The 24617-nt window shown below is 61.2% G+C and carries 25 protein-coding genes and 1 tRNA gene; 6 read left to right on the top strand and 20 right to left on the bottom strand.

The annotated features are described in order from the left end of the window. Positions 1 to 11: 11 nt before the first annotated feature. From FJ248_04265 to FJ248_04170, 20 genes are all read right to left on the bottom strand, one after another. Complete coding sequence (locus FJ248_04265; GenBank protein ID MBM4120100.1) at positions 12 to 680, bottom strand: 1-acyl-sn-glycerol-3-phosphate acyltransferase; 669 nt, start codon at positions 678 to 680, stop codon at positions 12 to 14. Next, on the bottom strand, positions 677 to 1348 hold the full coding sequence (gene cmk / locus FJ248_04260; protein ID MBM4120099.1) for a (d)CMP kinase: 672 nt from the start codon (positions 1346 to 1348) through the stop codon (positions 677 to 679). The genes FJ248_04265 and cmk overlap by 4 nt, the downstream gene beginning before the upstream one ends. Positions 1349 to 1395: 47 nt before the next feature. Next, entirely contained in the window at positions 1396 to 2709 is a 1314-nt protein-coding gene (gene aroA, locus FJ248_04255; protein MBM4120098.1) for a 3-phosphoshikimate 1-carboxyvinyltransferase, read from the bottom strand. 9 nt (positions 2710 to 2718) lie between these two features. After that, positions 2719 to 3642 carry a prephenate dehydrogenase/arogenate dehydrogenase family protein gene (locus FJ248_04250; protein MBM4120097.1) on the bottom strand — a complete coding sequence of 308 codons (924 nt, stop codon included), beginning with the start codon at positions 3640 to 3642 and terminating at the stop codon, positions 2719 to 2721. Positions 3643 to 3647: 5 nt separating this feature from the next. Further along, positions 3648 to 4661 (bottom strand): 3-deoxy-7-phosphoheptulonate synthase, encoded by a 1014-nt coding sequence (gene aroF, locus FJ248_04245; GenBank protein ID MBM4120096.1) that lies wholly within the window; start codon positions 4659 to 4661, stop codon positions 3648 to 3650. A gap of 19 nt (positions 4662 to 4680) precedes the next feature. Continuing rightward, positions 4681 to 5763 carry a histidinol-phosphate transaminase gene (locus FJ248_04240; GenBank protein MBM4120095.1) on the bottom strand — a complete coding sequence of 361 codons (1083 nt, stop codon included), beginning with the start codon at positions 5761 to 5763 and terminating at the stop codon, positions 4681 to 4683. A gap of 53 nt (positions 5764 to 5816) precedes the next feature. Beyond that, positions 5817 to 6911, bottom strand: a complete 1095-nt coding sequence (pheA, locus tag FJ248_04235) for a prephenate dehydratase (protein MBM4120094.1) — start codon at positions 6909 to 6911, stop codon at positions 5817 to 5819. 171 nt (positions 6912 to 7082) lie between these two features. Continuing rightward, positions 7083 to 8096: a Holliday junction branch migration DNA helicase RuvB gene (ruvB, locus tag FJ248_04230; protein ID MBM4120093.1), complete on the bottom strand. Its 1014-nt coding sequence runs from the start codon at positions 8094 to 8096 to the stop codon at positions 7083 to 7085. A 112-nt stretch (positions 8097 to 8208) separates the two neighbouring features. Continuing rightward, entirely contained in the window at positions 8209 to 8517 is a 309-nt protein-coding gene (locus FJ248_04225) for a hypothetical protein (protein MBM4120092.1), read from the bottom strand. Between the two features lie 8 nt (positions 8518 to 8525). Then, positions 8526 to 9128 (bottom strand): Holliday junction branch migration protein RuvA, encoded by a 603-nt coding sequence (ruvA, locus tag FJ248_04220; GenBank protein MBM4120091.1) that lies wholly within the window; start codon positions 9126 to 9128, stop codon positions 8526 to 8528. A gap of 9 nt (positions 9129 to 9137) precedes the next feature. Next, the gene (locus FJ248_04215) at positions 9138 to 9893 is read right to left on the bottom strand and encodes a YebC/PmpR family DNA-binding transcriptional regulator (GenBank protein MBM4120090.1); all 756 of its coding nucleotides are present in this window, start codon (positions 9891 to 9893) and stop codon (positions 9138 to 9140) included. A 199-nt stretch (positions 9894 to 10092) separates the two neighbouring features. Then, positions 10093 to 10911 (bottom strand): hypothetical protein, encoded by an 819-nt coding sequence (locus FJ248_04210; protein MBM4120089.1) that lies wholly within the window; start codon positions 10909 to 10911, stop codon positions 10093 to 10095. Continuing rightward, positions 10908 to 11657 (bottom strand): hypothetical protein, encoded by a 750-nt coding sequence (locus FJ248_04205; GenBank protein ID MBM4120088.1) that lies wholly within the window; start codon positions 11655 to 11657, stop codon positions 10908 to 10910. The genes FJ248_04210 and FJ248_04205 overlap by 4 nt, the downstream gene beginning before the upstream one ends. 20 nt (positions 11658 to 11677) lie before the next feature. Further along, entirely contained in the window at positions 11678 to 12595 is a 918-nt protein-coding gene (locus tag FJ248_04200) for an Mrp/NBP35 family ATP-binding protein (GenBank protein ID MBM4120087.1), read from the bottom strand. Positions 12596 to 12720: 125 nt separating this feature from the next. Continuing rightward, a complete protein-coding gene (locus FJ248_04195; protein MBM4120086.1) occupies positions 12721 to 14571 on the bottom strand; it encodes an adenylyl-sulfate kinase in 1851 nt (616 codons plus the stop codon). A 3-nt stretch (positions 14572 to 14574) separates the two neighbouring features. Then, positions 14575 to 15372 carry a sulfate adenylyltransferase subunit 2 gene (locus FJ248_04190; GenBank protein MBM4120085.1) on the bottom strand — a complete coding sequence of 266 codons (798 nt, stop codon included), beginning with the start codon at positions 15370 to 15372 and terminating at the stop codon, positions 14575 to 14577. Next, on the bottom strand, positions 15369 to 16409 hold the full coding sequence (gene trpD, locus FJ248_04185) for an anthranilate phosphoribosyltransferase (protein MBM4120084.1): 1041 nt from the start codon (positions 16407 to 16409) through the stop codon (positions 15369 to 15371). The genes FJ248_04190 and trpD overlap by 4 nt, the downstream gene beginning before the upstream one ends. A 30-nt stretch (positions 16410 to 16439) precedes the next feature. After that, positions 16440 to 17162 carry a phosphoadenylyl-sulfate reductase gene (locus FJ248_04180; GenBank protein MBM4120083.1) on the bottom strand — a complete coding sequence of 241 codons (723 nt, stop codon included), beginning with the start codon at positions 17160 to 17162 and terminating at the stop codon, positions 16440 to 16442. A 3-nt stretch (positions 17163 to 17165) separates the two neighbouring features. Continuing rightward, on the bottom strand, positions 17166 to 19652 hold the full coding sequence (locus FJ248_04175; protein ID MBM4120082.1) for a sulfite reductase: 2487 nt from the start codon (positions 19650 to 19652) through the stop codon (positions 17166 to 17168). Positions 19653 to 19662: 10 nt separating this feature from the next. Further along, positions 19663 to 20112 carry an Rrf2 family transcriptional regulator gene (locus FJ248_04170; GenBank protein ID MBM4120081.1) on the bottom strand — a complete coding sequence of 150 codons (450 nt, stop codon included), beginning with the start codon at positions 20110 to 20112 and terminating at the stop codon, positions 19663 to 19665. Between the two features lie 367 nt (positions 20113 to 20479). Here FJ248_04170 and FJ248_04165 point away from each other — a divergent pair, with 367 nt between their 5' ends. From FJ248_04165 to rplT, 6 genes are all read left to right on the top strand, one after another. Continuing rightward, the gene (locus tag FJ248_04165; protein MBM4120080.1) at positions 20480 to 21136 is read left to right on the top strand and encodes a hypothetical protein; all 657 of its coding nucleotides are present in this window, start codon (positions 20480 to 20482) and stop codon (positions 21134 to 21136) included. Between the two features lie 125 nt (positions 21137 to 21261). Next, positions 21262 to 21336, top strand: a tRNA-Val gene (locus tag FJ248_04160). A 185-nt stretch (positions 21337 to 21521) separates the two neighbouring features. Beyond that, positions 21522 to 23450 carry a threonine--tRNA ligase gene (gene thrS / locus FJ248_04155; protein MBM4120079.1) on the top strand — a complete coding sequence of 643 codons (1929 nt, stop codon included), beginning with the start codon at positions 21522 to 21524 and terminating at the stop codon, positions 23448 to 23450. A gap of 20 nt (positions 23451 to 23470) precedes the next feature. After that, positions 23471 to 23977: a translation initiation factor IF-3 gene (gene infC, locus FJ248_04150; GenBank protein ID MBM4120078.1), complete on the top strand. Its 507-nt coding sequence runs from the start codon at positions 23471 to 23473 to the stop codon at positions 23975 to 23977. Between the two features lie 26 nt (positions 23978 to 24003). Continuing rightward, entirely contained in the window at positions 24004 to 24204 is a 201-nt protein-coding gene (gene rpmI / locus FJ248_04145) for a 50S ribosomal protein L35 (protein MBM4120077.1), read from the top strand. A 31-nt stretch (positions 24205 to 24235) separates the two neighbouring features. After that, positions 24236 to 24592 (top strand): 50S ribosomal protein L20, encoded by a 357-nt coding sequence (gene rplT / locus FJ248_04140; GenBank protein ID MBM4120076.1) that lies wholly within the window; start codon positions 24236 to 24238, stop codon positions 24590 to 24592. Positions 24593 to 24617: the final 25 nt, after the last annotated feature.

The following is a 24617-nucleotide window of genomic DNA, read 5'->3' as shown; positions in this document are numbered from 1 at the left end:
GTCCGCCCGTCTCACTCAGCATTGCGAGAGGGGGCGGGTGCCCGGTATTCCGGGCGTTCGGCCGGCGGGGGGACCTGCCCCAGCTCGGCAATACGGGCCATGACGGTCCGGCCCACGTGCTGATAGAACTCTTTCCCCTCCAGTTTCGTGACAGCGTCCGAAAAATCAATCGGTGCCCCGAATGTAATTCCAACCGGCTTGAACGCCAGCCGCCGCGCGCCGATCGGCAACACGTCCCGCGTGCCCGACAAATACGCGGGGACCACCGGGCAGCCGGTTTCCGCCACGATCATCCCGAGGCCAGGCCGGCCCGGCCTCAACTGTCCGTCCGGAGTGCGTGTGCCCTCGGGGTAGATCACGACGACCTTGCCTTTGCGGATCAGGCGGATCGCCGTGCCGAATCCGTTCCGGTCCAGCCGGTCCAGCCGAATCGGAATCCATCCCAGCCAGCGCAGGATCGGCCGCAGGACGGGCAGGAACAAATCCTGCCGGCCTAGATACCACATGCGCCGCCGGAGGCCGATTCCCGTGAAGGGAATGTCGACGTAGCTCGCATGGTTTGCCGCGATCAATACGCCGCCACCTGGGACAAGCTCACGCCCCGTGGCCCGATAACAAAAACACAGCCGCCCCAGCGTGCTGACCACAAGCCACAGGATGCCGTAGGCGACATTGCTCACAGCTTCGTGGCGATCGTCGCGAGCATCCGTGCCAGCACCTGTTCGACCGTCAGCGACGAGGAGTCGATTTGCTCCGCGTCTGCCGCAGGTGCCAGCGGGGCCAGGGCGCGCGACCGGTCGCGCTGATCCCGCGCCTCGATCTCCTGCTGGGTCTGCGCCAGTCCCGCTGCGTTGCCCGCCCCCGTCAAATCCTGCTGCCGGCGTGCCGCACGGGTACTGACGTCGGCGTCGAGAAAAAATTTCGCCTCGGCCCCGGGGAACACCCGCGTGCCGAGATCGCGGCCTTCCGCCACCACGCCACCGCGCTCCGCCACCCGTTGCTGAACCGGCAGCAGCCACTCGCGCACGGTCGGGAGCGCCGACACCTTTGAGGCCAGCGTGCTGATGTCCGGCGTTCGGATTTCGGCCGTGATGTCTGTGCCGTTCACCGTCACGCGCACCCCGTCGCGGTGCTGGTCCATCATGACCTGCGTGGCTGGGAGCAGCGCGGCCACCGCCTGCTCGTTCCCGGGATCCACGCCCGCCGCCCGGACTCTCCAGGCAACCGCCCGGTACAGGGCGCCCGTGTCCAGATACAAATATCCCAGCTTCGTCGCCAGCTGCCGCGCCACCGTGCTCTTGCCCGCTCCCGCGGGGCCGTCAATCGTTACAATCAGTCGCCGCCCCACAGTGCGCGGCGTCGGCGTATCGGTCCGGGGGGCGCTGATTGTCGTCCTCAACGTGTGCCCAACAATGTCGAGAGCACGGAGTCGAATTCAGGGAACGACGTGTCGATGCAGGCCGTGTCCTGAATGGTCGTCTCGCCGTCCGCCACCAGTGCGGCAATGGCCATCGACATGGCCACCCGGTGATCCCCGTAACTGAGGCAGGAGGCGCCCTTCAACCGCCGGGTATTTTTGCCTCGAAGCCCTTGCACAATCAAGCCGTCTTTTGTCTCGGAGATCGCCGCGCCGACCTTTTTGAGTTCCGCTGCCATGGTGGCGATCCGGTCGCTTTCCTTGACCCGCAGCTCGGCCGCCCCGCTGATGACGGTTTCGCCTTCTGCCAATGACGCCGCCACGCACAGGATGGGGAATTCATCAATTGTCTGGGGAATCCGGTCGGGCCCGATCGTGATGCCACGCAGCGCCGACGGTCGTACGCGGAGATCCGCCACCGGCTCACCAGCTTCTTCACGCCGGTTCAGCACATCAATTTTGGCGCCCATCTCAATCAGTACGTCCAGGATACCGGTTCGCGTCGGATTGACACCGACGTTCGTGATCGTGACGTCTGAGCCCTCGACCAACAAAGCCCCCACGATGAAGAAGGCTGCGGCTGACAGATCGCCCGGGACGACCATTGACTTCCCCTGCCAGCCGAGCGAAGGACGGCCCTGAATGGAAACGGACGTTGCGTCTTCTTGCATCGGAATGCCGAAGTGGCGAAACATTCGCTCTGTATGGTCGCGCGAGGCACGTGGCTCGCGCACGCGTGTGATCCCTTCGGCGTAGAGGCCAGCCAACAACAGCGAGGACTTGATCTGCGCGCTTGCCACTGGCGATTGATAGTCAAGGCCGCGCAGACGGCTGCCCGTGATCGCCAGTGGAGCCAATTCACCGCCCTTGCGGCCAGCAAGGGTTGCGCCCATCTCGCGTAGCGGTTTGACCACGCGACCCATCGGCCGCCGGCGAATGGAATCGTCGCCTGTCAAAATTGTGAAAAAGTCCTGGCCCGCGAGTACACCGGCCAGCAGGCGGATACCCGTGCCAGAATTACCGCAATCAATAGGCTGCGCCGGCTCAGTTAGACCCCAGAGGCCCTTGCCGCACACGCGCAGTTGGTCGGGACGCTCGTCGATCTGGATACCCATCGTTTGGAAGGCGCGCATCGTGTTCAGACAATCTTCGCCGCGACAGTACGCCGCAATCGTGCTCTCGCCCTCAGCCAGCGAGCTCAGGATGATGGCGCGATGCGTGATGGACTTGTCGCCGGGGACGGTGATCGTACCCTTCAACGGTCCGCGCGGTGTGATGGTGAGAGACGCCATGTGGGGCTATCAGGAGTTGAGTTTTTCGCGGACCTGCTTAGCCCGCTCCAGTTCGCGTTCGATGCCGGCTCCATCCCCGGCCTTGATCAATCGTTTGAAGTTCTGCAATTGCTGCTCGAACAACTCGATCTGCTCGACAATGTTCTCGCGGTTCCAGACGAAGATGTCGCGCCACATTTCGGGCGAGCTGGCCGCGATCCGCGTCGTGTCTCGCAACCCTCCGCCCGAATGGGCCTTCAGATCGAGAGCGGGCGTCGTTTTCTGTACTTCAATCAGCGCGTTGATGAGTGCAAAGGCCGCCACGTGCGGCAAATGGCTGACGGCACCAAGCACTTTGTCGTGCACCAAGGCCGCCATCGTAATGACGGTGGAGCCCGCGGCTTCCCACATGGCGCGGATCGTCTGCAAGGCCTGCGCGTCCGTCTGCGTTGTCGGCGTCACGATGCAGCGCGCGCCCTTGAACAGGGTCGGCGAGCCGGCGGCGACGCCGGTTTTTTCCTTGCCGGCGATTGGATGCGCGCCGACGAAGCGGACGTTCGTCGGTAGTAACCGCTCGCACAGTTCCACCAGCGTGCCCTTGACGCTGCCGACGTCGCTGACGATGCAGCCAGGTTTGAGCGAGGCGCCCCATTCCTTGAGATGTCGCTCGTAGGTATCGACGGGCGTGGCAAGAATGACGAGGTCGGCGTCGCGTACGCCCGCTGTCGCGTCAGAGACATAGCGGTCGATGGCACCCAGCTCGACGGCGGTCTTGAGATTTTCCACCCGCCGGCCCACGCCGACGATCGTGCCTGCGAGGCCGTCCTGTTTAAGGATCATCCCCAGCGAGCCGCCGATGAGGCCGACGCCGATGATGGCCACCTGATTGAAATACACGGGCGCGTTCGGCCGGGGAGCCGTGACGGAGGCGGAGTTGCCGAGCAACTGGGACATAGAGCTCAGACTTCCCGTCCGACCGCCTCAGCAATTTTCTTGATGTCCTGCATCAGGTCCCTGAACTTGCTGGGCTTGATGGACTCCTCGCCGTCGCACAGCGCGCATTCCGGATTCGAGTGTACCTCGATCAGCAGGCCGTCGGCGCCTGCGGCGATCGACGCCTTGGACATGGGGGCGACGAGGTTCCACTTGCCGGTGGCGTGGCTTGGGTCCACGATAACCGGCAGGTGTGACAATTCCTTCAACGTCGGGATGGCCGAGAGGTCAAGTGTGTTGCGGTACTGTGTCTCGAAGGTGCGGATGCCGCGCTCGCAGAGCATGACGTTCCGGTTGCCGCGGGACATGATGTACTCTGCGGACAGCAAAAACTCCTTGATTGTTGCGGAGAGACCGCGCTTGAGTAACACGGGCTTGTCGTAGGCGCCGACTTCCTTAAGCAACTCGAAGTTCTGCATGTTGCGCGCGCCGATCTGGATGATGTCGGCCTTCTCGAGAAACAGCTCGATGTCGCGCGTGTCCAGAATTTCGCTGATCACCGGGAGGCCGGTCTTCTTCCGTGCTTCAATCAGATAGTCGAGCCCTTCGCGACCCAGGCCCTGGAAGGAATAGGGCGAGGAGCGGGGCTTGTAGGCGCCGCCGCGCAGGATGCTCGCCCCCCCGGACTTCACTTCCTGGGCGATGCCGACCGTCAGTTCCAGCCGCTCTACCGCGCAGGGGCCAGCCATGATCGCCAGCTTCTTGCCGCCGATCTTGACGCCGCCGATGTCTATGACCGTGTTCTCCTTGCGGAACTCACGGCTGACCAGCTTCCACGGTGCCAAAATAGGCAGGACGCTCTCCACGCCCGGCAGAGCGATAAGCGGCTGATTTTGGAGAATCCGGTCGTCGCCGATGACGCCGATGATTGTCCGCTCCTGCCCGTGCGAGACGTGGGATTTCAGCCCCAGTTCTTGGAGGCGTTCCATAATGTGCTCGATTTCCGTTTCCGTGACCTCGGGTTTCAACACGATAATCATGGCAGCTTGACCCTTCCTTTCATTGCCGACCGAGAACTGCTTGCAGTGCCTGCAGGAATTGTCGGTTTTCTTCCGGCAGTCCAATGGTGACGCGTATCCACGACCCGTGAATGTGACGGACGATGACGCCCTCGCGCAGCAGCGCCTCGAAGACCGCGCGGCCGTCGCGGTTGACGTCAAAACAGAGAAAGTTCGCCTCGCTGGGGTACGGCTGGAAGCCGTGCGCCGCAAGCCCCTCCCGCACGAAGGCCATTTCCGCGTGGTTGAGTGCACGGCTCTTCGCCACGTGCTCCTCGTCCCCAAGCGCTGCCAGCGCCGCGCGTTGCGCGAGACTGTTGGCGTTAAACGGCGGCCGCACGCGGTTGAGGTAGTTTGCAATCTCCGTCGTCGTGAGGCCGTAGCCGATCCGCAGGCCCGCCAGGCCGTAAATTTTTGAGAACGTCCGCAGCACGATCGCGTTCCGCTTCCGCTTCACGTAGCCGAGGGTATCCGGAAATCGCGGATCGCAGGCGTAGTCGACATACGCTTCGTCAAAGACCACGATCACATGGTCCGGCACCTTCGCCATGAGCGTTTCGACATCAGTCGCGTTCACCATTGTGCCCGTCGGATTGTTGGGGTTGCAGACGAACAGCAGTTTCGTGCGAGGCGTGACAGCCTTCGCCATAGCGGCCAAATTGTGGCGGCCGTCCTGCAACGGTACAATGACGGCCTTGCCATGCGCGGCGGTCACCTCCATTTGATAAATGACGAAGGTGTTGTCGGCGAGTACGGCTTCGTCCCCGGGCGCGAGAAAGGCGCGCGCCAGCATGCCGATGATTTCGTCGGAGCCGTTGCCAAGGAGCACCTGGTCAAGCGCCACCTTCCAGCGGTCGGCAAGGGCCGTTCGTAGCTTGAAGGCGCCGCCGTCCGGATAGCGGTGCAGCGTCGCAGACGACTCGGCGAGCACGGCCAGCGCCTTGGGCGAGGGCCCGAGCGGGTTCTCGTTCGAGGCTAGCTTGACGATCTTCGAGAGTCCCAGCTCGCGCTGCAGTTCGTCGATCGGCTTGCCCGGTACGTAGGGCGAGAGCGACTCAATATCGGGATGAACTTTGATTGTCATCAACGTGTTACTTGCATCTTGTTTTGCACTTCACGCACAACGCGTCACGTTTCTCAACTGTGGGCGGGGTACGATCCAAGAATTTTCATGAACAGGCATCGGCTCTTGATTTCATCGAGCGCTTTTTTGACTCGCTCCTCCTCCGCGTGGCCTTCGACATCCACGAAGAAGATGTATTCCCAGGCCTTGCGCCGAGACGGCCGCGATTCGATCTTTGTCATGTTGAGTCCGTGTGAGGCAAACGGGCGCAGCAAATCGTAGAGCGCGCCGACCTTGTCTTTGACCGACAGCATCACCGACGTCTTATCCTTACCCGTACGCTCAGGAGCTGTCTTCGACAGGATCAGGAAGCGGGTGAAGTTGTTGATGTTATCCTCGATCCGCGCCTTGACCACCGTCAGACCGTAGAGCTGTCCGGCCAGTTCCGACGCAATGGCGGCGGAGGACGCCTCCGTTTTGCACAACTCGGCCGCGCGCGCCGTGCTCGTTACTTCCGAAACTGGCACGTTCGGCAGATTCGTCTCCAGCCAGTTCCGGCACTGGGCGATAGCGTGCGGATGCGAGTAGATCTTCTTGATCCCCTCCATGCGCCCTGTCTTTGAGAGCAGGTAGTGGGACACCTCCTGCAGCACCTCGCCGTAGATGCTGAGGTTCGAGTCGAAAAACATGTCGAGTGTGTGGTTGACCACGCCCTCCGTCGAATTTTCGATCGGCACGACGCCGAAATGCGCTCGCCCGCGCTCGACCTCGTCGAACACGTCCTTAATACTGGCCACCGCGAGGTATTCCGCTGAGGTACCGAACTTCTGGATGCAGGCCAGATGCGTGAACGTGGCCGGCGGCCCCAGATAGGCGACCTTCTGCGGCCCCTCCAGCGACAGCGAGGCGGACATGATCTCGCGGTAGACGAACCGGATCGCTTCGTTGGGGAAGGAGCCGTGGTTCTGCCGCGTCAACCGGGCAATGATTTCCGCTTCGCGGGCCGGCGTGTGGAGATTGGCCTCGGAATCGGCTTTCCGCTTCAGCTTGCCGATCTCGATGACGTGTTGCGAGCGTTCGTTCAGCAGGCGCAGGATGTCGTCGTCGATCCGGTCAATTTTTATCCGGTGCGCCTGAAGTTCCTGGGGGGGACCCGTCCGGTCTTTCATGACCACATGGGGCTGGCAAACTCACACCAGCACCCGTCCTTTCTAAAGATTTCACAGGGCCGATGATACAAGAAGGCGTGCAAGCTTTGCAAGGAATATCAAGGAGATGAACGTGATCCGGTGGGGTCTATTCACAGGTCAAAAATGACCCTGGGAAGTGCGACAGCTTTATCAGGGTAGGAGGTCTTTTTTCTTCCCAAAGTGCAAATAGGCCAGTCGGGTAGCCTGTCGGCCGCGGGCGGTCCGCTCCAGATAGCCGGATTGGATGAGATAAGGTTCGTAGACGTCCTCTAGCGTCGTCTTCTCTTCGTTGACGGCAGCCGCCAGGGACTCTACCCCGACTGGTCCGCCATTGAACTTGTCGATGACGGTGGACAGGATTTTGCGATCCATGTCGTCAAATCCTGCGGCATCCACGCCCAGCCAGTCCAGCGCGTCCTTGGCCACCTGTTTCGAAATCCTGCCCGTCGCCTTGACCTGAGCAAAGTCCCGTGCGCGTTTGATCAGCCGGTTGGCAATGCGGGGCGTGCCCCGCGCGCGACCGGCGATTTCACGGGCGCCCGCTGCCTCGACGGGAATGCCCAGCAAACCCGCGGAGCGCGTAACGATCGTGGTCAGATCATCCGGGGAATAGAAATCCAGCCGGTGAACAAGCCCGAACCGCTCCCGCAGCGGCGAGGTCAGCGAGCCGGCACGGGTTGTGGCGCCAACAAGCGTGAAGCGCGGCAAATCCAGTTTGATCGTGCGGGTGGACGGCCCCTGCCCAACGACGAGGTCTAGCTGGAAATCCTCCATCGCGGGATAGAGCGCCTCCTCCACTGAGGCCGGGAGCCGGTGAATTTCATCGATGAACAGGACGTCATGCTCTTGCAGATTGGTCAGGATTGCGGCGAGGTCGCCCGCATGGGCCAGGACCAATCCCGATGTGGAGCGAATGGCCACGCCCATTTCATGGGCGATGACGTGCGCGATGGTGGTCTTGCCGAGTCCCGGCGGGCCGTAGAAGATGGCGTGGTCGAGGGCCTCGCGCCGCTGTTTTGCCGCCTCGATGCAGATGCGCAGCGATTCCTTCATCTTCGCCTGGCCGATGTACTCGGGCAGGGTCTGCGGGCGCAACGACGCCTCAATGCTGCGCTCGTCGTCGGTCGACTCGTTCGTCAGGAGGCGATCTTCCGGTTCGCTCATTCCGAGGCCTTTGGCAGCGGTGGGAGCGTGCCCTGTCCCGGTATCGGGAGGTTGGCCACGCAGTCCGGCGGACACCGCACTCCGCCTTCAATCCCCTTGCGCAGGCCTCCCGTCATGTCTGGGACCTGGCAGTGCGTTCTGAGCCTACCGTTCTTGCTGCCGCAGCGGACAGGCAGAAGTCCCCGGCCGACTGCCCGCAGCCTTCCGCATACTTGCCGCAGATCATGAGCGGGGTCTTGGGCGCCGCTGTGGTTTCTTTTGGAGCCACGACCGCCTCGCGCGGCACGCGCACGCTGGGATTCTCAGGTTGATGGATTCCATGCGCGAACGCCGGTTGCAGGATTGACAGGTAGGGCCCCATGGCCAGCACGCCGCTGGGGATGCCGCTCGACCGGGGCAGGCGGCAGATGACGTCGATCACGCCCCTCCTCACGCCAACTCCTTCAGGACTGCCCGGATCAATTCCTTGAGCGGTATCGGTTCAGATTTTGCGCCGGCCACCCGCTTGATCGCGTCCCGCACGTCCGCCGTCTTGTACCCCAGATTGATCAGGGCCGACAGGGCATCATCTTCAAGCTTACCCAGTGACCCGCCGCCGGCCGGTGCTGACGGGCCGGGCGTGACGCGCAGCCGTTCAATCTTGTCCTTTAATTCTAACACAATCCGTGCGGCGGACTTTTTGCCTATCCCGGGGACGGAGGCGAGTTTGTCCAGATCGCCGGCCTGCGTGGCGGACACTAGATCGGGGACGCTCAATGTCGAGAGCACGCTCAGAGCCAGTTTTGGACCGATGCCGCTGACGCCGGTCAGCAGAAGGAAGGCGTCCTTCTCCGTTGCCGTGACAAAGCCGTAAAGCTGGATGGCGTCCTCGCGCAGGTGCGTGTAAACGCATAGGGAGGCCGAGGCATTGACTTCGGGGAGAGCGAAAAACGTGCTGAGCGGAATGAAGACTTCGTACCCGACACCCTGGACGTCGAGCGTGATGGAAGAGGGGGCCTTGGTAGCCAGCCGGCCGGTGAGCGCGGCAATCATATCGTTCGGTTAACCTGCTGCTGCGGCGACTTTCTCCATGACCTCGTCAGAAATGTCGAAATTGGCGTGCACCTTCTGCACGTCGTCGTGCTCGTCGAGAATTTCCATGAGCTTGAGCATCTGTTCGGCGTTCTTTTCGTCCAGCTTGATCGTGTTCTGTGGGACAAAGGAGATTTCGGCCAACGCCGTCTGGATCGTGGCGTCAGCCAGCGCCTTCTTCACGGCCTCGAAATCGGTCGGCTCGGTGATGACCTCAAAGGCCTTCTCGCCGGACTTCACGTCCTCTGCTCCGGCATCCAGGGCGAGTGACAGGAGCTTGTCCTCGTCGACCTTGCTGCGCTCTACAGTCAGCACGCCTTTTTTATGAAACTGCCAGGCCACGGCGCCGGCTTCTGCCATGTTGCCGGCGTTCTTCGTAAAAAGGCTTCGGATTTCCGCGACTGTGCGGTTGCGATTGTCTGAGGTGATTTCCAGCAGCAGCGCCGTCCCGCCCGGGCCGTATCCTTCCAGCGTAAATTCCTCGTAGGTCACGCCCGGCAGTTCGCCCGTGCCACGCTGGATGGCTTTCTTGAGCGTGTCGCCCGGCATGTTGGCCTCCTTCGCCTTGGCAATGGCCAGCCGTAGGCGCGGGTTGCCGTTGGGGTCGCCGCCGGACCGGGCCGCGATGGTCAGCTCGCGGATGATGCGCGTGAAAATCTTGCCGCGCTTGGCATCCTGCGCGGACTTGTGCCGCTTGATCGTTGCCCAATGACTGTGGCCGCCCATGGAGCGTGCTCGCCTTCCTAAATATGGACACGAAACAGGGAGGCATTCTATCGGTGTTCCCCTGCACAGTCAACGCGGGAAAACCGTTCCGAATGTTTGGTTGCGCAGACGGCGACAAGACTGTTCCAGAGGGCGATGCCGAGCAAGAGGGGCGAGCCGAGCAGCGGGTTTTTGGACGCCGCCCCGTCCATCGCACCTCCTACTCGGAATAGCAGAGCAACTGGAGGCCGATGGCAAGAATCAGCACGGCCCAGAGCAAATCCAGCTTCGATGCCCCGCCCCGCGCCGCCGTTTGTGCCATGCTCATGGAGACAAGCCGACAGGAGCCGGCGAGAACGGCCAGTGTTTGCATCACGGCATGATGCAGCGCGATCTTCTGCGCGGAGGGATGAGCACCATGACTGTGCATGAAGAGTATTGCCCCGCCGATGATGGCGAAGACCGGCAGCGGCAGCCTCCAGGCCGCGTGCACCAGCCGGCCCGCGCGCCGCAGCGCTTCGACGATGCCCACGGCGCACAGCAGGATGCCGTACGTCTTGTGCTGGATGATCTCGTGGTCGTGGCCGAAGAAGCTCTCCGCGAAGCTCATTGAGCCGATCGGCCAGGCTCCGTGGTCGCTCCAAATCAGGAGGAAGGCGCCTGCGCCGAACAGGGCCGCTGGCGCGAGAAACCGCGACCAGGCCAGCCAGCGGGCCAAGAGCGCTTCCCGCAATTCGATGAGACCGATGAGAATGACAGCGATGCCGGCAAGGTGATGATTGCGTTCGGAATACGCAATCCCTTCTGGTGAGCCTTCCCAATGAGGTCCTTTGGCAGTGGTTCCGCCCGGGTTATTTTCGTGCTCGTGTATGGTTTCCTGGCCGCTTCCAGGGGACGATTCACCGAGCTGGGCCAGGACCACGTTGGCAAAACACGCGACAGTAAGCGCCAGGGATAAGAAAAAGGCCCATCCGAATGACCGGATGAGCCTCAGTTTTGCCTCGAGCCTCGAGGTGTGAGCCGCACGCCAGCGCGTCACATGAATTTCATGAACTTGTCTTTGGCCTCGTCCATCACCTGCGCGGTGACAGAGGCTAGGCCGCGTTCCTTGGCGATGCGCTCGATCTCGCGGCGCGCCATCGGGCGGATGAAATCCGGGATGTTTTCCAGCCGCTGCTCCGCGTCCTGCGTCCAGGCGATGCCATTTGAATCGTTCTTGGAATCGTCCATCACTTGCAGCGTGATATTCGCGTAGCCGTGCTTGCGCGCGTAAGCCTCTACGCTGGCCTTGACCATCGGCTGCACGAAGGCGGGCAGCTTTTCGAGCTTGTCCCTGGCATCCGCGCTCCACGTGAAGGAGGACGCCGCGCCGGCTTTCATGTCCGAGCCGGTCAGGCCCATCTGCGCGACCATGGCCGAGAAAGGGCAGCCGCCGCTTTTGGTTTCCCCGCTCGCCGAGGCAGGGGCGCCGGCCGAAGCTTTAGTAGAGGCGGGCTGTCCGGCCTGAATCTTTTCGTTTAAATAGGCCGCCATTTGCCCCGAGCCCGCCTGCGCTTCGTCTTTCAGAGTGCCGCGAGTCATTTCGAAGGGCTGCGCCGCCACGCTGCGTCCGCCAAGCTGCACGCCCAACGAGCTGACCATCTGAGTTTCACCCGGGTTGGTCACCATCGAAAACTTGGCGTTGCAGGACGGGCAGACAAAGAACACGCCCAGCGAGCCTTCTGCGGGCTTTTCGACCTTCTGGAAGGTCATATACGTTTCACAATTCAGACAAACGAACTTCATGGCGGCTCCTTTATATACCCCTAGAGCTTTTGAGCCAAGACCTTTTTGAGGTCCACAATCTGGATGATCCGTCCGGCCACGTCCAGGTATTTTTTGATCGTGGGATAGGTCGGATCGAGTAACGGCTCCCCCTTGTCGAAGGTTTTGGCAAAGGTCCGATCGAAGGGAATGCGCCCGAGCAGCGGGACATTCAAGGCATCGCACAGGGCCTGCGTATCGCCCTCAAAGAGGGCAGACTCGACGCCGCAGGCGGGGCAGCGGTATTCGCTCATGTTCTCGACCATGCCGAGGACCTTGATGCCCATGTCACGCGCGTAGGACACGGATTTCTGGACGACGTCGGAGGCCACTTCTGAGGGCGTGGTCACGACGATCGCACCGTCGAGATCGGGAATGTAGCCCGCGATCACTGGCGGCTTGTCGGCCGCGGCCCCGGGCGGCAGGTCGACCAGAAGATAGTCCAGCTCGCCCCATTTCACGTCGGCCAAGAATTCGCGGATCACGTTCATTTCCATCAGGCCTAGCCAGACGGGGCTGACATCCATTGGGCCCTTCCACCGCACCGGCGAGGCGTCACCGAGGAAGAAATCCATCGAGGCAACTTTCATGTTCAACGGACCGACCGGCGGCGTGGCGCCGTCGGGAGTGATTGTCAGTGACTGACCGTGCATCCCCAGCATGCGCGGGACGCAGGGGCCGTTCAGGTCCACATCCAGTACGCCGACCTTGTGTCCGAGCCGGGCCAGCGCGAGTGCGAGGTTGATCGTCGTCATACTCTTGCCGACGCCGCCCTTGCCGCTCATTACGACGAGCTTGTGCCTGATCCCAGCCATGCGGGCCTGGACCTGTTTCATCTGCTCGGTGATCTGCTGGACGACTTTCGCGTCGTCGCTGTACTGGAGATTGCCGAGGATTGTCCTGAGATCTTTATCAGCCATATAACATTGTCGCAGGCCAAAGGAGCGAGTCTAGAGGCACGAGATAGCTGCTCGCTTCACTCCCTTTCGCCACATCCTCTTTAGTAAATACCGTAGCACAGGGTTTTTGGACCAGTCAAACCAACTTAGATGGAGTACTGAAAAGTCGGGCGGACCCCCACGGCCAGAGCGAGCACGCCGCGTTTCTTCAGTTCCTCGATGATCTGCCGCGCAGCGGCGTCAAAGTCTTTCGGCCCTGCGAACGTCAGGTCGGTGTTGGCCGGAGCCTCCTCCTCCGCTTTGCTTAGGTGTGCGGCCAACACCGGCGCTGGATTAACCAGTGTTCGAATGGACGGCAGGGCCTGCCGATAGGCCGCGCCGAAGGGATTGGTCGTTGAGACGACGATAAGCCCCGTATCGATGAGCAGCCGGGCCACTTCGCCGTAGCGGCGGGCCATTTCCTTTGCGTCGGACTCCAGTAGGTCGGCGTCGAGGCCGCGGCGCAGGTTTTCGCCGTCCAAGAGATACGCATGCCGCCCTTCTGCGACCAGCAACGATTCCAGCTTGCGCGCCAGAAATGACTTGCCCGTGTGCTCGCCGCCGGTGAGCAGCACCAGCGCTGCCCGGTGTCCATAATATTGCGCGCGGGCTTCCGCGTTAACCTCGCCCTTGACCCAGGCAAAATCGCGCTTGCGCGCTTCGTCGCGCAAAAATTCCTGTTCATCGCGGACCGATTCGGTGATGATGCCGCCGCCAGCGATGTCGTACTCGTCCACGACGACGAATCGGCCGGTAATTTCCGCGGTCGAGGACAGGTCGAAGGCCATCGGTGCCTTCGTGCGGAACGTGACCTCAGCCACCTGATTGCGACCGACCGTAGTCCCACCTTGTTGAAGCGCCAGATCGGAGGCATCCACGATCCGGTGGATGATGGCCACTTCGCAAGCCACTTCCTGGGTGGCCAGCCGGAGCGTATATTTACGCCCCTGTTCAAGCGGCCTGCGTCCCAGCCAGAACAGGTTTGCGCGAAATGCGGTGGAGACCAGCGGGATCGCCATTGCGTGCGAGGCGATCTCGCCACGCTCGATGAAAATCTGCTCGTCTAGCGTGATGCCGACAGATTGCCCGGCTATGGCCTCGGTCGGCGGCGGCTCGATGTTGAAGGCTTCAATCGTCCGGATGTTGACCGTTTTATTCGACGGCGAGAAGACCAGTCGGTCGCCGACCTTGAGCTTGCCTGACGCGATCCGGCCCGCGACGATCCGGCGCGCGTCGAATTTATAGACGTCCTGCACCGGGAAACGCAGCGCCTGCTCCGGTCGCGCGGTTTCCTTCGTGAAGAGCCCCAGCGCATCTAGCACTGTTGGTCCCTGATACCAGGGCATTTGCTTGCTGCGCGCGGCGATGTTTTCGCCAAACTTGGCGCTCACGGGAATGACCTGCGCGGGGGTGACTTTGAACTGGCCGAGAAACTCCCGATATTCCTTTTCGATGCCGGCGAAGACGTCCTGCCGGTAGCCGGCGAGGTCCATCTTGTTGACAGCGACGGCCACCTGCTTCACGCCCAGCATGGAGAGCAAATAGCCGTGCTTCTTGGACTGCTCCTTCACGCCCTCGAGCGCGTCGATCAATAAAAGTGCGGCCTCGGCACGGGCCGCGCCCGAGACCATGTTCTTGAGGAACTCCTTGTGGCCCGGCGCATCGATAATGATGTACTGCCGGTTGTTCCAGATGAAGAAGGTCCGTGCCGTGTCGATCGTGATCCCCTGCTCTTGTTCCTCAAGAAAGGCGTCGAACAGGAAGGCATATTCGAATTCCTTGCCCTGCTGGCGGCAGATGGCCTGGACCTTTTCGATCTTCCCTTCCGGCAGCGACCCTGTGTCGGCATAGAGCCGGCCCAGCAGAGTGGACTTGCCGTGGTCCACGTGGCCGACGATGACGATGTTCATCGTCTCGTTGGGTTTGGTGATGGTTTCCGCTTGCGTCTTGGTCGTCATGGCTTACATGTACCCGTCTTTTCTTAATAGCTCCATGCCGCGGCCCTCGTCCTGGGCGCGGCCCGCCCGCTCGGCCACGTTCGTATGGCGCAGCTCCTCGATGATGTCGTCCACCGTTTTGGCCGTCGACCTGATCGGTAAGGTGCAAGGCGCGCAGCCGAGGCTGCGATAGCGCGTGCCGTCGCCCTTGTCGAGATAGAGATCGATGAAAGGAATGTTTTCGAGCTTGATGTATTCCCAAATGTTGATCTCGGTCCAGTCCAACAGCGGATGGATACGGATGTGCGTCCCCGGCGGGAACGTCGTCTTGTATTGATCCCACAATTCGGGCGGCTGGTCGCGAAAATCCCAGTCGCCGTGCTTGTCGCGCGGGGAAAAATACCGCTCCTTGGCGCGCGTGCCCTCCTCGTCGGCCCGCACGCCCAGGATGATCCCCGTGTAGCCCTTCTCCGCGATGAGATTTTTGAGGCCCATTGTTTTGAGGGCCGTGCAGCATTCGACCCGCCCCAGCGTATGATTCATGCCCTTGGCGAGTGCTTCCTTGTTCTGGCCGACGACGAGATTGAGGCGCCATTCGCGGGCCAGCCGGTCGCGATACTCGATCATCGCGGGAATCTTGTAGCTTGTATCCACGTGCAGTAGCGGGAAGGGCACCTGGCCAAAGAAGGCCTTGCGCGCAAGCCACAGGAGCACCGTCGAGTCCTTGCCCATGGACCAGAGCATGCCGAGGTTGTCGAAGTTCTTGTAGGCTTCGCGGAAAATATAGACGCTTTGATCTTCCAGCTGCCGTAAATGCTTCATTTGACCGCTACTCCCGTTGCCAACTCCGACAGTTTCTTTGCTGCCGCGCCAGACTCGAGTGTCTGCTGTGCCAGTTTGGCGCCGGCCTGGACGGTCGCGCTTTTGCCGGCCACGTAGAGCAGCAGCGCCGCGTTCATAACGATCCAGTCGCGCTGTCCTCCAGCCAATTGATAGGCCAGAATTTTCCGCAGCAATTCAGCTTCCCTGTGAGCTTGCCCAGGCGGGAAGCCCGCCATCGGCTGGTGGGTACCCATCGCCAGGCCCGCGTCTTTCGGCTGCAGCGACATCGGCGTGATCCGCTCCCCGCGCAGTTCCAGCGCCTTCGTGACCGACGCGAGTGACAGCTCCGGGGCACCCTCCACGCCGCGGAGGATCAGCGCCTGCTTTGTGCCGAGCATCGCGAGGGCTTCCGCCGTCTTTTCGAAATAGGGTGGATGCGTGAGACCGATGATCTGGGCCGGTGCGCGGGCGGGGTTCAGCATCCGGGCCACGGGATGGAACAGGTTACGAACGCCCAACTCCAGCCGCAGATCGAGAAAGCGCGCGACCGGCGGGTGGTAGAGCGCCATATCGAGATAGGCAAACCCTTTCGTTGCCAGTTCATCTGCCGCCTGCTTCGGTGCCAATTCAGTCGCGATCCCGAGCTGCGCCAGCACGCTGGCCGGACCGGGCCGGTTTGGAATGATGTCGTGACCGTGCATGAGAACCGCGGCTCCGCTGGCTGCCGCGACAACAGCAGATCCAATCGACGCATGAAACGTATCCTGCTTACCCGCATAGACCGGCAGATCCACTAGCGCCAGGCCGGGCGGCACGGGCAGCGGTGCAACATAGGCCTTCGCGGCGGCGGTGAAGGCCGCCATTTCGGTGACCGACTCCATCTTGAAGCGCATCGCAAGCAGAAATGCCCCGACTTGCGCAGGCGTGGCCTGGCCCTCGATCAGCAGGCGCATCGCCTGCTTGGCCTCGTCCCACGTGAGATCCTTCGAGGCCTTCTGCCCCACGCCGATTTTCGCAATAAACTCTTGCATGCCCATGGCCAACTCGTCCGTACGCTGTTGTAGAGATTACTTGTGCAGCCCGCACTCGGTCTTGGCGAAGTTTTTCCAGCGACCCGAACGGGGATCTTCGCCCGGCATCACCGGTGCGGTGCAGTGGGTGCAGCCGATGCTGGGATAGTTTCGGTCGTGCAGTTCGTTGTACGGCACGTCGTACACTTTGATATAGCCCCACACGTCTTCGGCTTTCCATTTTGCCAGCGGATTAAATTTCACCAGATTGAACTTCTGGTCCCATTCGACCAAGCCCGCACCCGCGCGTGCGGGGGCCTGGTCGCGCCGGATACCCGTGATCCAGGCCGCATAGCCCTTCAATACGCGCGTCAGCGGTTCAATTTTCCGCAATTGGCAGCACTGGTCCGGTGTGCGCGACCAGAGCGCGTCGCCGTACTGCGCCGCCTGCTGCTCGGGCGTCAGGAGCGATTGCATCTGGATGATTTGCTCGGGCTTCAGCCCGTACCTGGCGATCACGCGGTCCTTCACGTCGTGCGTTTCCTTGAACAGAAAATCCGTGTCCAGATAGAAGAGCTTCGTTCGTGGGGCGATCTTCTGGATCATGTCCACAAGCACAACGTCCTCCACGCCAAAGCTGCAGGCCAGGAGGATGTTCGAGCCATACTGCTTAAGTGCATAGGCCAGCACGTCTTGCGGCTGTTTCGACTCGAACGAGTCGCTCAGTGCCTTGAGCGCCTCGTTTGTTGGCCGTATCTTTTGTTGAATCGGGCCCGTCATGTTTCAGCCGTCCACCTTCTCCACCAGCACCTTGAAGTGCACCTTCTCCGCTTGTAGCGGTTCTTCCAGAAGAATTTTGTGCCCGTCGTTGCGGAGGCTCATCGGCACGTTCTTGATTGGCTCCCCCGCATCCAGCCAGATTTCCAGCTGCTCGCCCGCATCCATCATCTCGAGTTTCAGTTTGGTCTTGACGTAATTCAGCGGGCAGGCGACGCCGCGTAGATCGTACACCGGCGCGCCGGTCGTGGACGGCCCCTCCTGCGTGGCCGCAGGGGCCGGCGCGGGCTTCGGCGCCGCGGCCCCCAGTTCCACTGACTTCAGCTTGAGATCACGGCCAACCTGGTCGATGGCTGTCTTGCAGACCTGCACGAAGCCGCGTGCAAACTCCACCTTGGCCTGGGCAAATTGCTGCGTCGTATCTTTTGGCCCGAGGTTGCCGAATTCCCTGGACAGATTTCGGTGCGACGCCGGCACCACGCCCTTGGCCGCGATGCGCTGCTCGAACTCGCTGAATGTCTCCGCATCCGTGGAGGGATCGAGGCCTTCGGTGACCAACATCGCCTTGGCCGCCGCCAGCACCGCACGGTAGGATTTGTTTACGGAGACCGAGTACTGGTGCTTCTCGACGAGTAGCTTGCCCTGATAGAGCTCCTGCTCCGCCTCGAGAATCCGGTCGCCCATCATTTCCAACGCGCCGCCGGCGCATTCGCCCGGACCGAGGTCCTCGGTAATAAACGGCGCGTCGCCTTCCCAGTCGTAATAGAAAGTCGGGTCCTCCTCGAAGGTTGGCGCGATCGTGTAGGAGATCAATTCCTCTTTAAGTGCTGCCTTGCCGACACGATCGATGAAGGCCGGCAGACTCTCGTTTGTCTTGCGGTCACGCCGATAGACCTCGACGAGATGGCCGATCGCCTCCGGCACGCGTCGCGCTGGTAACTTGACCGTCATCTGGCCGATCTTTGCCTCGCCGTCCACCCGCCCACCCAGGTGCAGTTCATAGTAGGGCGCCACATGCTCGCCCATCCGCTTGCCCACGCCGTGCAGGCCGATCGTGGCGATGTGATGCTGCGCGCAGGAATTGTGGCAGCCGCTGATCTTCACGCTCACGTCTTTCAAGTCTGCAGGCACGCGGCCGGGCGGAAAGACCTCGGCCATGGCACGCGCCATGCCCTTGGATGACGTGATGCCCAGACCGCAGGTATCAGTGCCCGGGCAGGCGATGATGTCCTCGACCAGTTCGGCGCCGGGATCGGCCAGCGCGACGGCGGCGAGATCGTCGTAGAGTGCCCGCACCGCCGTTTCTGGTACCCAGCGGACGATCAGATTCTGGTTGATCGTGGTCCTAAGATTTCCGTTGGAGTAGCGCTCGGCCATATCCGCGACGGCCAGCATCTGCTGCGATGTCACGTCGCCCATCTGGAGCTTGATCACGACCGCCGCATAGCCCGCCTGTTTCTGCGGCACAACGTTCGTCCGCGTCCACATCTGAAACGGCGTCTCCTGCTTGATGGCCGTCTGCCCGTTCCCCGCGTTGCCGCCGCCGTTGGACTTCACCGACGCCGGCATGATGAGCGGCACCGGGTCGTCCTGGTGCGTTAGCAGGTTGATCGACGCGTGGTCGGGTCGCGCGTACCCCATGGATGCGTAGGCCTCCTCCCACCGCCGCGCGAATTCCTTGAAGCCCAGCTTCTCGATGATGAACTTCATGCGCGCCTTGTTGCGATTCTTGCGGTTACCGAGCGTGTCGAAGACCTTGATAACGGCTTCGATAGTCGGGATCAGCTCGTTCATCGGCACGAACTGGCGCAGCACCTGTGCAATGCGCGGCGCGGAGCCCAGCCCGCCGCCCACCACCATACGGAAGCCGATCATGCCGTCCTCGCGCTTGGCGGCGAGCAGGCCGATATCGTGGATCGGTGTGAGCGCGCAATCATGGCGGCAGCCGGAGAAGGCAATCTTGAACTTGCGCGGAAGACTCTGATTGAGCGGATTGCGCAAGAGATGTAGCGCCACGGTTTTGGCGTAGGGCGTCACGTCAAAGACCTCGCCCTGGCAGATGCCTGCGAGATGGCAGGCCGTGACGTTGCGCACCGTATTGGCGCAGGCCTCGCGGGTTGTTAGGCCGACTTCGGCCAGGCCGCGCATGATCGTGCCGACGTCCTTGAGCGGAACGAAATGCATCTGGATGTCCTGGCGCGTGGTGACGTGCCCGACGCCGGTAGCGTAGGTCTCGGCCATCTCAGCCATTCGGCGCAACTGGTTAGCCGTAAGTCCGCCGAAGGGGATCTTGACGCGGACCATGTTCACCCCCGGCTGGCGCTGGCCGTAGATGCCGTGCTGGAGGCGGAAGGGCTTGAAGATGTCCACGGACAGGTCGCCCGCGAGCATCTTACGCACTTCCTCTTCAAACACCTCGATCTCCTCACGGATATGCGCGGGGATCGGTGCGGTTTTGACTTCGACCGGATGGGTCGTCTGTGGAGGCGTCATGGTCGTCCCCTTAAATGTGGTACATCAGCGTTTTCTGCTGCTCAAGCTGCCGCTGGCGCTCGGCCAACTCCTTTAGCGTCACGGTGCTGAGCACGCTCAATTGGGCCTGGTACATCCGTTCCCACACGGAACCCAGCAACGCATCGGGTTTCATCTGGCCGCGTAGCCTCGGAGCCGAGGATCTGTTAAAAGGCGGCACCAGTGGCCCGTCGAGTGTTTCGACGATCTCGGCGAGCGAAATCTCTGCCGGTTTTTTTCTTAATGTGTAGCCACCTTGGGCACCGCGCAGACTGTTGACCAACCCGCCCTGCTTCATTGCATTGAGAACCTGCTCGAGAAACCGGAGCGGGATCGCCTGCCGTTTGGCAATGGCCTTGGACTGCACCGGCGCAGAGCCATTCTGGAGCGCCAGATCAAGCGTGGCCAAAATGCCATACATGGCTTTGAGCGACACCCTCATTTCATTTCCTACTATTCCGATGGGAAATAAAACAGAGTACGCTTATACCGTTCTTGAGTCAAAACTGTCAAGTCCGACAAGAAAAACGCCCGCAGCCGGTTTGAAAACAGAGGCATCGGGCGTCTGCGTCAGCGGAGTTGCCCCATAGCCCGCGGACGCCGCGGCTTTGTCACCAACCTGTCAACATGCGGGTGTGCATAACACGCGCGTGTATGACCCGTGCCGCTGTGTGGAAATCCATACAAGCACAGGGCAGGGAAAATATTTTTTTAACACGAAGCCCTCACTGCCCCCAAAATTGACGATTTCTCAGGCACCCTACAACCGATTGTAGCGCGCGCACGCGGCATTTAAGTTGCTTAACCAAATGACGATTGACAACCAGTGCGCCGGTCGAGATAATGCGCACCCTTCATTCGGAAACAACGTTGCCCAGATGCGGTCTGTAGCCTTCAGTGTTCTTCTGCTCAGTAGCGATCCCGCGCTACACGAAAAAATCACACAGACCCTTGGAGGCTTCACGGTTACCGCCGCATGCGACGTGACCGCCATTCCGCGCGCTGCGGTGAAACAGGGATTTGATGCAGTGCTGGTGGAGGCCCGGCAGGGGTCGCTCAAGGACTTTGTTGAGGCTTCGCAGCTCGTGGAGCCAACGCGCACCATGATTGTGATGGGCTCGTCCAGCGTGTTGATCCAATCGGCCGAAGTTCTGCAGGTCATGACGAACGGATGGGGGCGGTTGCCGACACAAGCCCGGCGCGAGGCGGCCTTGGACGATATCATCGAGACCAAATTGAGTGCCTTTGTGAAAACCATGCGTAAGGGCTCCGCACGCGACCTCCATCCGATGCTCATCTCAGCAGTCGAGCGGCCCCTGATCGCGCTGGCACTTCGCGAAACCAACGGCAACCAGATTGAAGCTGCCCATTTATTGGGCATGAACCGTAACACGTTACGGAAGAAAATCATGGAATTCCGGATTCCCGTCAAACGCGGCCGCGCGTCCAAACTCAGTGCTGTTTGATCGGGGGGGGTACCCACCCCGTTTTGGCCTTCTCCAACCACAAACTCGCATTATTTTCCGCGATCTTAGCACGCATGCGTTCTTGACAATTTTCCTGGGGCTGGATTAGCATGGCCACCGACGACAGGCGCGTAGCTCAGGGGTAGAGCGCTACCTTGACACGGTAGAGGTCGACGGTTCAAGACCGTCCGCGCCTACCATCGTACCCAGCTTGCTGGTACCGCCGTCGACTCAACGATTCTTGTTGATTGGGGCAGCGGAGAAACATCGTACGGACCGTGCAGCTATAGCGTCTTGATGCAATAGAACGCTCAAGATTGTGCAGGTTGGGGCATCAAACCGCCTCGGCTGCGGTTCCGATGCCTTTTCTTTTTTTGGGAGTGCCATGGGCGCACAGACCATTCAGATCACATTACCGGACGGAACCCGCAAGGCCGTGCCGGCCGGCACGACCGCAGGTGAGGCCTTGGGCGGCAAGTCGCTCAAGAGGGATATCCTGGCTGCCAAGGTCAATGGCGTGCCGAGGGATTTATCCGCGATGCTCACGGCCGATGCCTCGATTGAGCCGATCACCTTCGACTCGCCGGACGGGAAGGACGTTTACCGCCACACCAGCACCCACATCATGGCCCAGGCCGTCAAGGAGCTGTTCCCCTCCGCGCAGATGACGATTGGCCCGGCGATCGAAGAGGGCTTTTACTACGATTTTGCCTTCGACCGCCCGTTTACGCCGGAGGATCTGACAAAAATAGAGGAGCGCGCAAAAGAGATCATCAAGCGCAACCTGTCGATCGCGCGGCTTGAAATGCCGCGCGCCGAAGCGATCAAGCTCAGCAAGGATCAAGGCGAAAATTACAAGGCTGAAATCATCGAAACCATCATTCCGGACCCCGTAATCTCGCTCTACAAGCAGGGCGATTTCACCGACATCTGCGAAGGGCCACATCTGCCGAGCACGGGCTACGTCGGGGCGTTCAAGCTACTGTCGAGCGCCGGCGCCTACTGGCGCGGCGACGAGCGCAACCCGATGCTGCAACGCATTTACGGCACCTCCTTCCCGACACCGGACGCACTCAAGGCGCATCTGGACAAGCTCGAAGAGATCAAGCGCCGTGATCACCGCAAGCTCGGCAAGGAACTCGATCTCATCACGACCCAGGACGAGATCGGGCCTGGCTTGGTCCTCTGGCATCCGAAGGGCGCACTGGTGCGGCTGCTGATCGAGAATTTCTGGCGGGAGCAGCACCTCAAGGCCGGCTACGAGCTGGTGTATTCGCCGCACGTGGCACGGCTCGATCTCTGGAAGACCAGCGGGCACGTGGACTATTACCGCGACAATATGTTCGCGACCATGAAGGTGGAAAACAGCGAGTACCAGCTCAAGCCGATGAACTGTCCCTTCCACATCATGATCTACAAGTCGCACCTGCGCAGCTACCGAGACCTGCCGATTCGCTACGGTGAACTGGGAACGGTCTATCGCTACGAGCGGACGGGCGTGCTGCACGGCCTGCTGCGCGTGCGCGGCTTCACGCAGGACGATGCGCATCTTTTCTGCCGGCCGGACCAGATCGAATCCGAAGTAAGCCGCGTGCTGGACTTTACGTTCTTTATCCTCCGCACCTTCGGCTTCACGGAATTCGAAGTCTACGTCTCGACAAAGCCGGAGAAAGCTGTTGGCTCAGCTGAGAACTGGGCGCTGGCGACCGCCGCGCTGGAGGCCGCGCTCAAGAGCCGCAGCGTGGCCTACCAGATCGATCCAGGGGAAGGCGTGTTCTACGGTCCCAAAATTGATATTAAGATCAAAGACGTGCTGGGCCGGTCCTGGCAGTGCTCTACCGTGCAGGTGGATTTCAACAATCCGCAGCGCTTCGAGCTGACCTATACCGGCGAAGACGGCAAGGCACACCAGCCGATTATCATCCACCGGGCGCTCATGGGCTCCATCGAGCGGTTCTTCGGCATTCTTGTCGAGCACTATGCGGGGGCCTTCCCGACGTGGCTGGCGCCGGTGCAGGTGATTCTCCTGCCCATCACCGACAAGCAGCAGGCCTACGCTGAGACGGTGGCCTCCCAGTTGCGCACCGCCGGCTTTCGGGTGGAATCCGACTTGCGGAATGAGAAGATTGGGTTCAAAATCCGGGAGGCTGAGAAGGCCAAGATCCCCTTCATGCTGGTCGTGGGCGACCGCGAGATGCAGAGCGGCCAGGTGGCTGTGCGGGGACGGAGTAAGGCGGATTTGGGCAGCATGCCAGTCCCGGCCGTGATCGACTTATTGAAGAAGGACACCGCGCAGGCGGTGTTAAGCACATAATCTGAAACCAGAGGTGGAGTATCGTTAAACTCAGAGTGAATCGGGAGATCCGGATCCCGCAGGTCCGTGTGATCGGGGCTGAGGGGGAGCAGCTGGGCATCATGCCCACACCGGATGCGTTCCGACGGGCCCAGGAATCAGGTTACGATCTGGTGGAGGTGGCGCCGACGTCGCAGCCGCCTGTCTGCCGGATCATGGATTACGGTAAATACAAGTACGAGCTCCAGAAGAAGGAGCATCAGAGCCGGCGGCACCAGAAGTCTACGCAGGTCAAGGAGATCAAGATCCGGCCGCGGACCGACAAGCACGATCTGGAGATCAAGGTCCGCCAGATCAAGAACTTTCTGGCCGACGGCAACAAGGCCAAGGTCACGCTGACCTTTCGCGGGCGCGAGATGGCGAATCAGGAGATGGGCCGGACGTTGATGAGTAATGTGATCGCGGAGCTGGCGACGGTCGGCACCATCGAATATGCGCCACGTATGGAAGGCCGGAGCCTGATCATGGTGGTGGCGCCGAAGAGTTAACCAGGGGAAAGGAAGGTATTCGAGTCATGCCGAAATTGAAGAGTCACAGCGGAGTGAAGAAGCGGTTTCAGAAAACGGGCAGCGGGAAAATCGCTCGGAAAAAGGCCGGCCGGCGGCATCTGCTAACCAGCAAGGCCAGCAACCGGAAGCGGCGCCTGTCGGACAGTGTCATCGTCAGTCCGGCCATGACCCTGTCGATGAAGCGGCTGATGCCGTATAACGGGTAACACTCGGTAGATAGAGAAGGAGAACAGCACCATGCCACGGGTAAAAGGCGGTTCCAAGACCAGACAACGTCGTAAAAAACGGCTCAAACTGGCGAAGGGCCAGTACGGGGCAAAGAGCCGGCTCTTCCGCAGCGCGACCGAATCGGTAGATAAGGGCCAGCAGTATGCCTATGTCGGCCGGCGGAAGCGGAAGCGGAATTTCCGCAGCCTCTGGGTCGCGCGCATCAACGCGGCCGTGCGGGCGCACGGTCTTACCTACAGCCGGTTCATCAGTGCGCTCAAAAAGTCCAAGGTGATGCTCGACCGGAAGGTTTTGTCCGAGATGGCGATCAACGATCCGGCGGGGTTCGACAAGCTCGCCGCAATGGCCAAGGCGGGCGCGGCGTAATTAGGATCGGAGAGTTGAGAGTGGA

Origin of the sequence: Nitrospira sp. (assembly GCA_016873435.1) — a bacterium.
In the GTDB taxonomy this organism is placed as follows: Bacteria; Nitrospirota; Nitrospiria; order Nitrospirales; family Nitrospiraceae; genus VGXF01.
This window is presented reverse-complemented; position numbering and strand designations above follow the sequence as displayed.

Coding starts and splice junctions, on each gene's coding strand:
- FJ248_04190 (MBM4120085.1), bottom strand. CDS start 15,372: ATGAAGCATTTACGGCAGCTGGAAGATCAAAGCGTCTATATTTTCCGC.
- rpmI (MBM4120077.1), top strand. CDS start 24,004: ATGCCGAAATTGAAGAGTCACAGCGGAGTGAAGAAGCGGTTTCAGAAA.
- ruvA (MBM4120091.1), bottom strand. CDS start 9,128: ATGATTGCCGCGCTCACCGGCCGGCTGGCTACCAAGGCCCCCTCTTCC.
- FJ248_04200 (MBM4120087.1), bottom strand. CDS start 12,595: ATGGCTGATAAAGATCTCAGGACAATCCTCGGCAATCTCCAGTACAGC.
- FJ248_04180 (MBM4120083.1), bottom strand. CDS start 17,162: ATGACGGGCCCGATTCAACAAAAGATACGGCCAACAAACGAGGCGCTC.
- FJ248_04195 (MBM4120086.1), bottom strand. CDS start 14,571: ATGACGACCAAGACGCAAGCGGAAACCATCACCAAACCCAACGAGACG.
- aroA (MBM4120098.1), bottom strand. CDS start 2,709: ATGGCGTCTCTCACCATCACACCGCGCGGACCGTTGAAGGGTACGATC.
- FJ248_04175 (MBM4120082.1), bottom strand. CDS start 19,652: ATGACGCCTCCACAGACGACCCATCCGGTCGAAGTCAAAACCGCACCG.
- pheA (MBM4120094.1), bottom strand. CDS start 6,911: ATGAAAGACCGGACGGGTCCCCCCCAGGAACTTCAGGCGCACCGGATA.
- FJ248_04165 (MBM4120080.1), top strand. CDS start 20,480: ATGACGATTGACAACCAGTGCGCCGGTCGAGATAATGCGCACCCTTCA.
- FJ248_04205 (MBM4120088.1), bottom strand. CDS start 11,657: ATGAAGTTCGTTTGTCTGAATTGTGAAACGTATATGACCTTCCAGAAG.
- FJ248_04240 (MBM4120095.1), bottom strand. CDS start 5,763: ATGACAATCAAAGTTCATCCCGATATTGAGTCGCTCTCGCCCTACGTA.
- FJ248_04215 (MBM4120090.1), bottom strand. CDS start 9,893: ATGGGCGGCCACAGTCATTGGGCAACGATCAAGCGGCACAAGTCCGCG.
- ruvB (MBM4120093.1), bottom strand. CDS start 8,096: ATGAGCGAACCGGAAGATCGCCTCCTGACGAACGAGTCGACCGACGAC.
- thrS (MBM4120079.1), top strand. CDS start 21,522: ATGGGCGCACAGACCATTCAGATCACATTACCGGACGGAACCCGCAAG.
- FJ248_04250 (MBM4120097.1), bottom strand. CDS start 3,642: ATGTCCCAGTTGCTCGGCAACTCCGCCTCCGTCACGGCTCCCCGGCCG.
- trpD (MBM4120084.1), bottom strand. CDS start 16,409: ATGGGCATGCAAGAGTTTATTGCGAAAATCGGCGTGGGGCAGAAGGCC.
- FJ248_04170 (MBM4120081.1), bottom strand. CDS start 20,112: ATGAGGGTGTCGCTCAAAGCCATGTATGGCATTTTGGCCACGCTTGAT.
- rplT (MBM4120076.1), top strand. CDS start 24,236: ATGCCACGGGTAAAAGGCGGTTCCAAGACCAGACAACGTCGTAAAAAA.
- aroF (MBM4120096.1), bottom strand. CDS start 4,661: ATGATTATCGTGTTGAAACCCGAGGTCACGGAAACGGAAATCGAGCAC.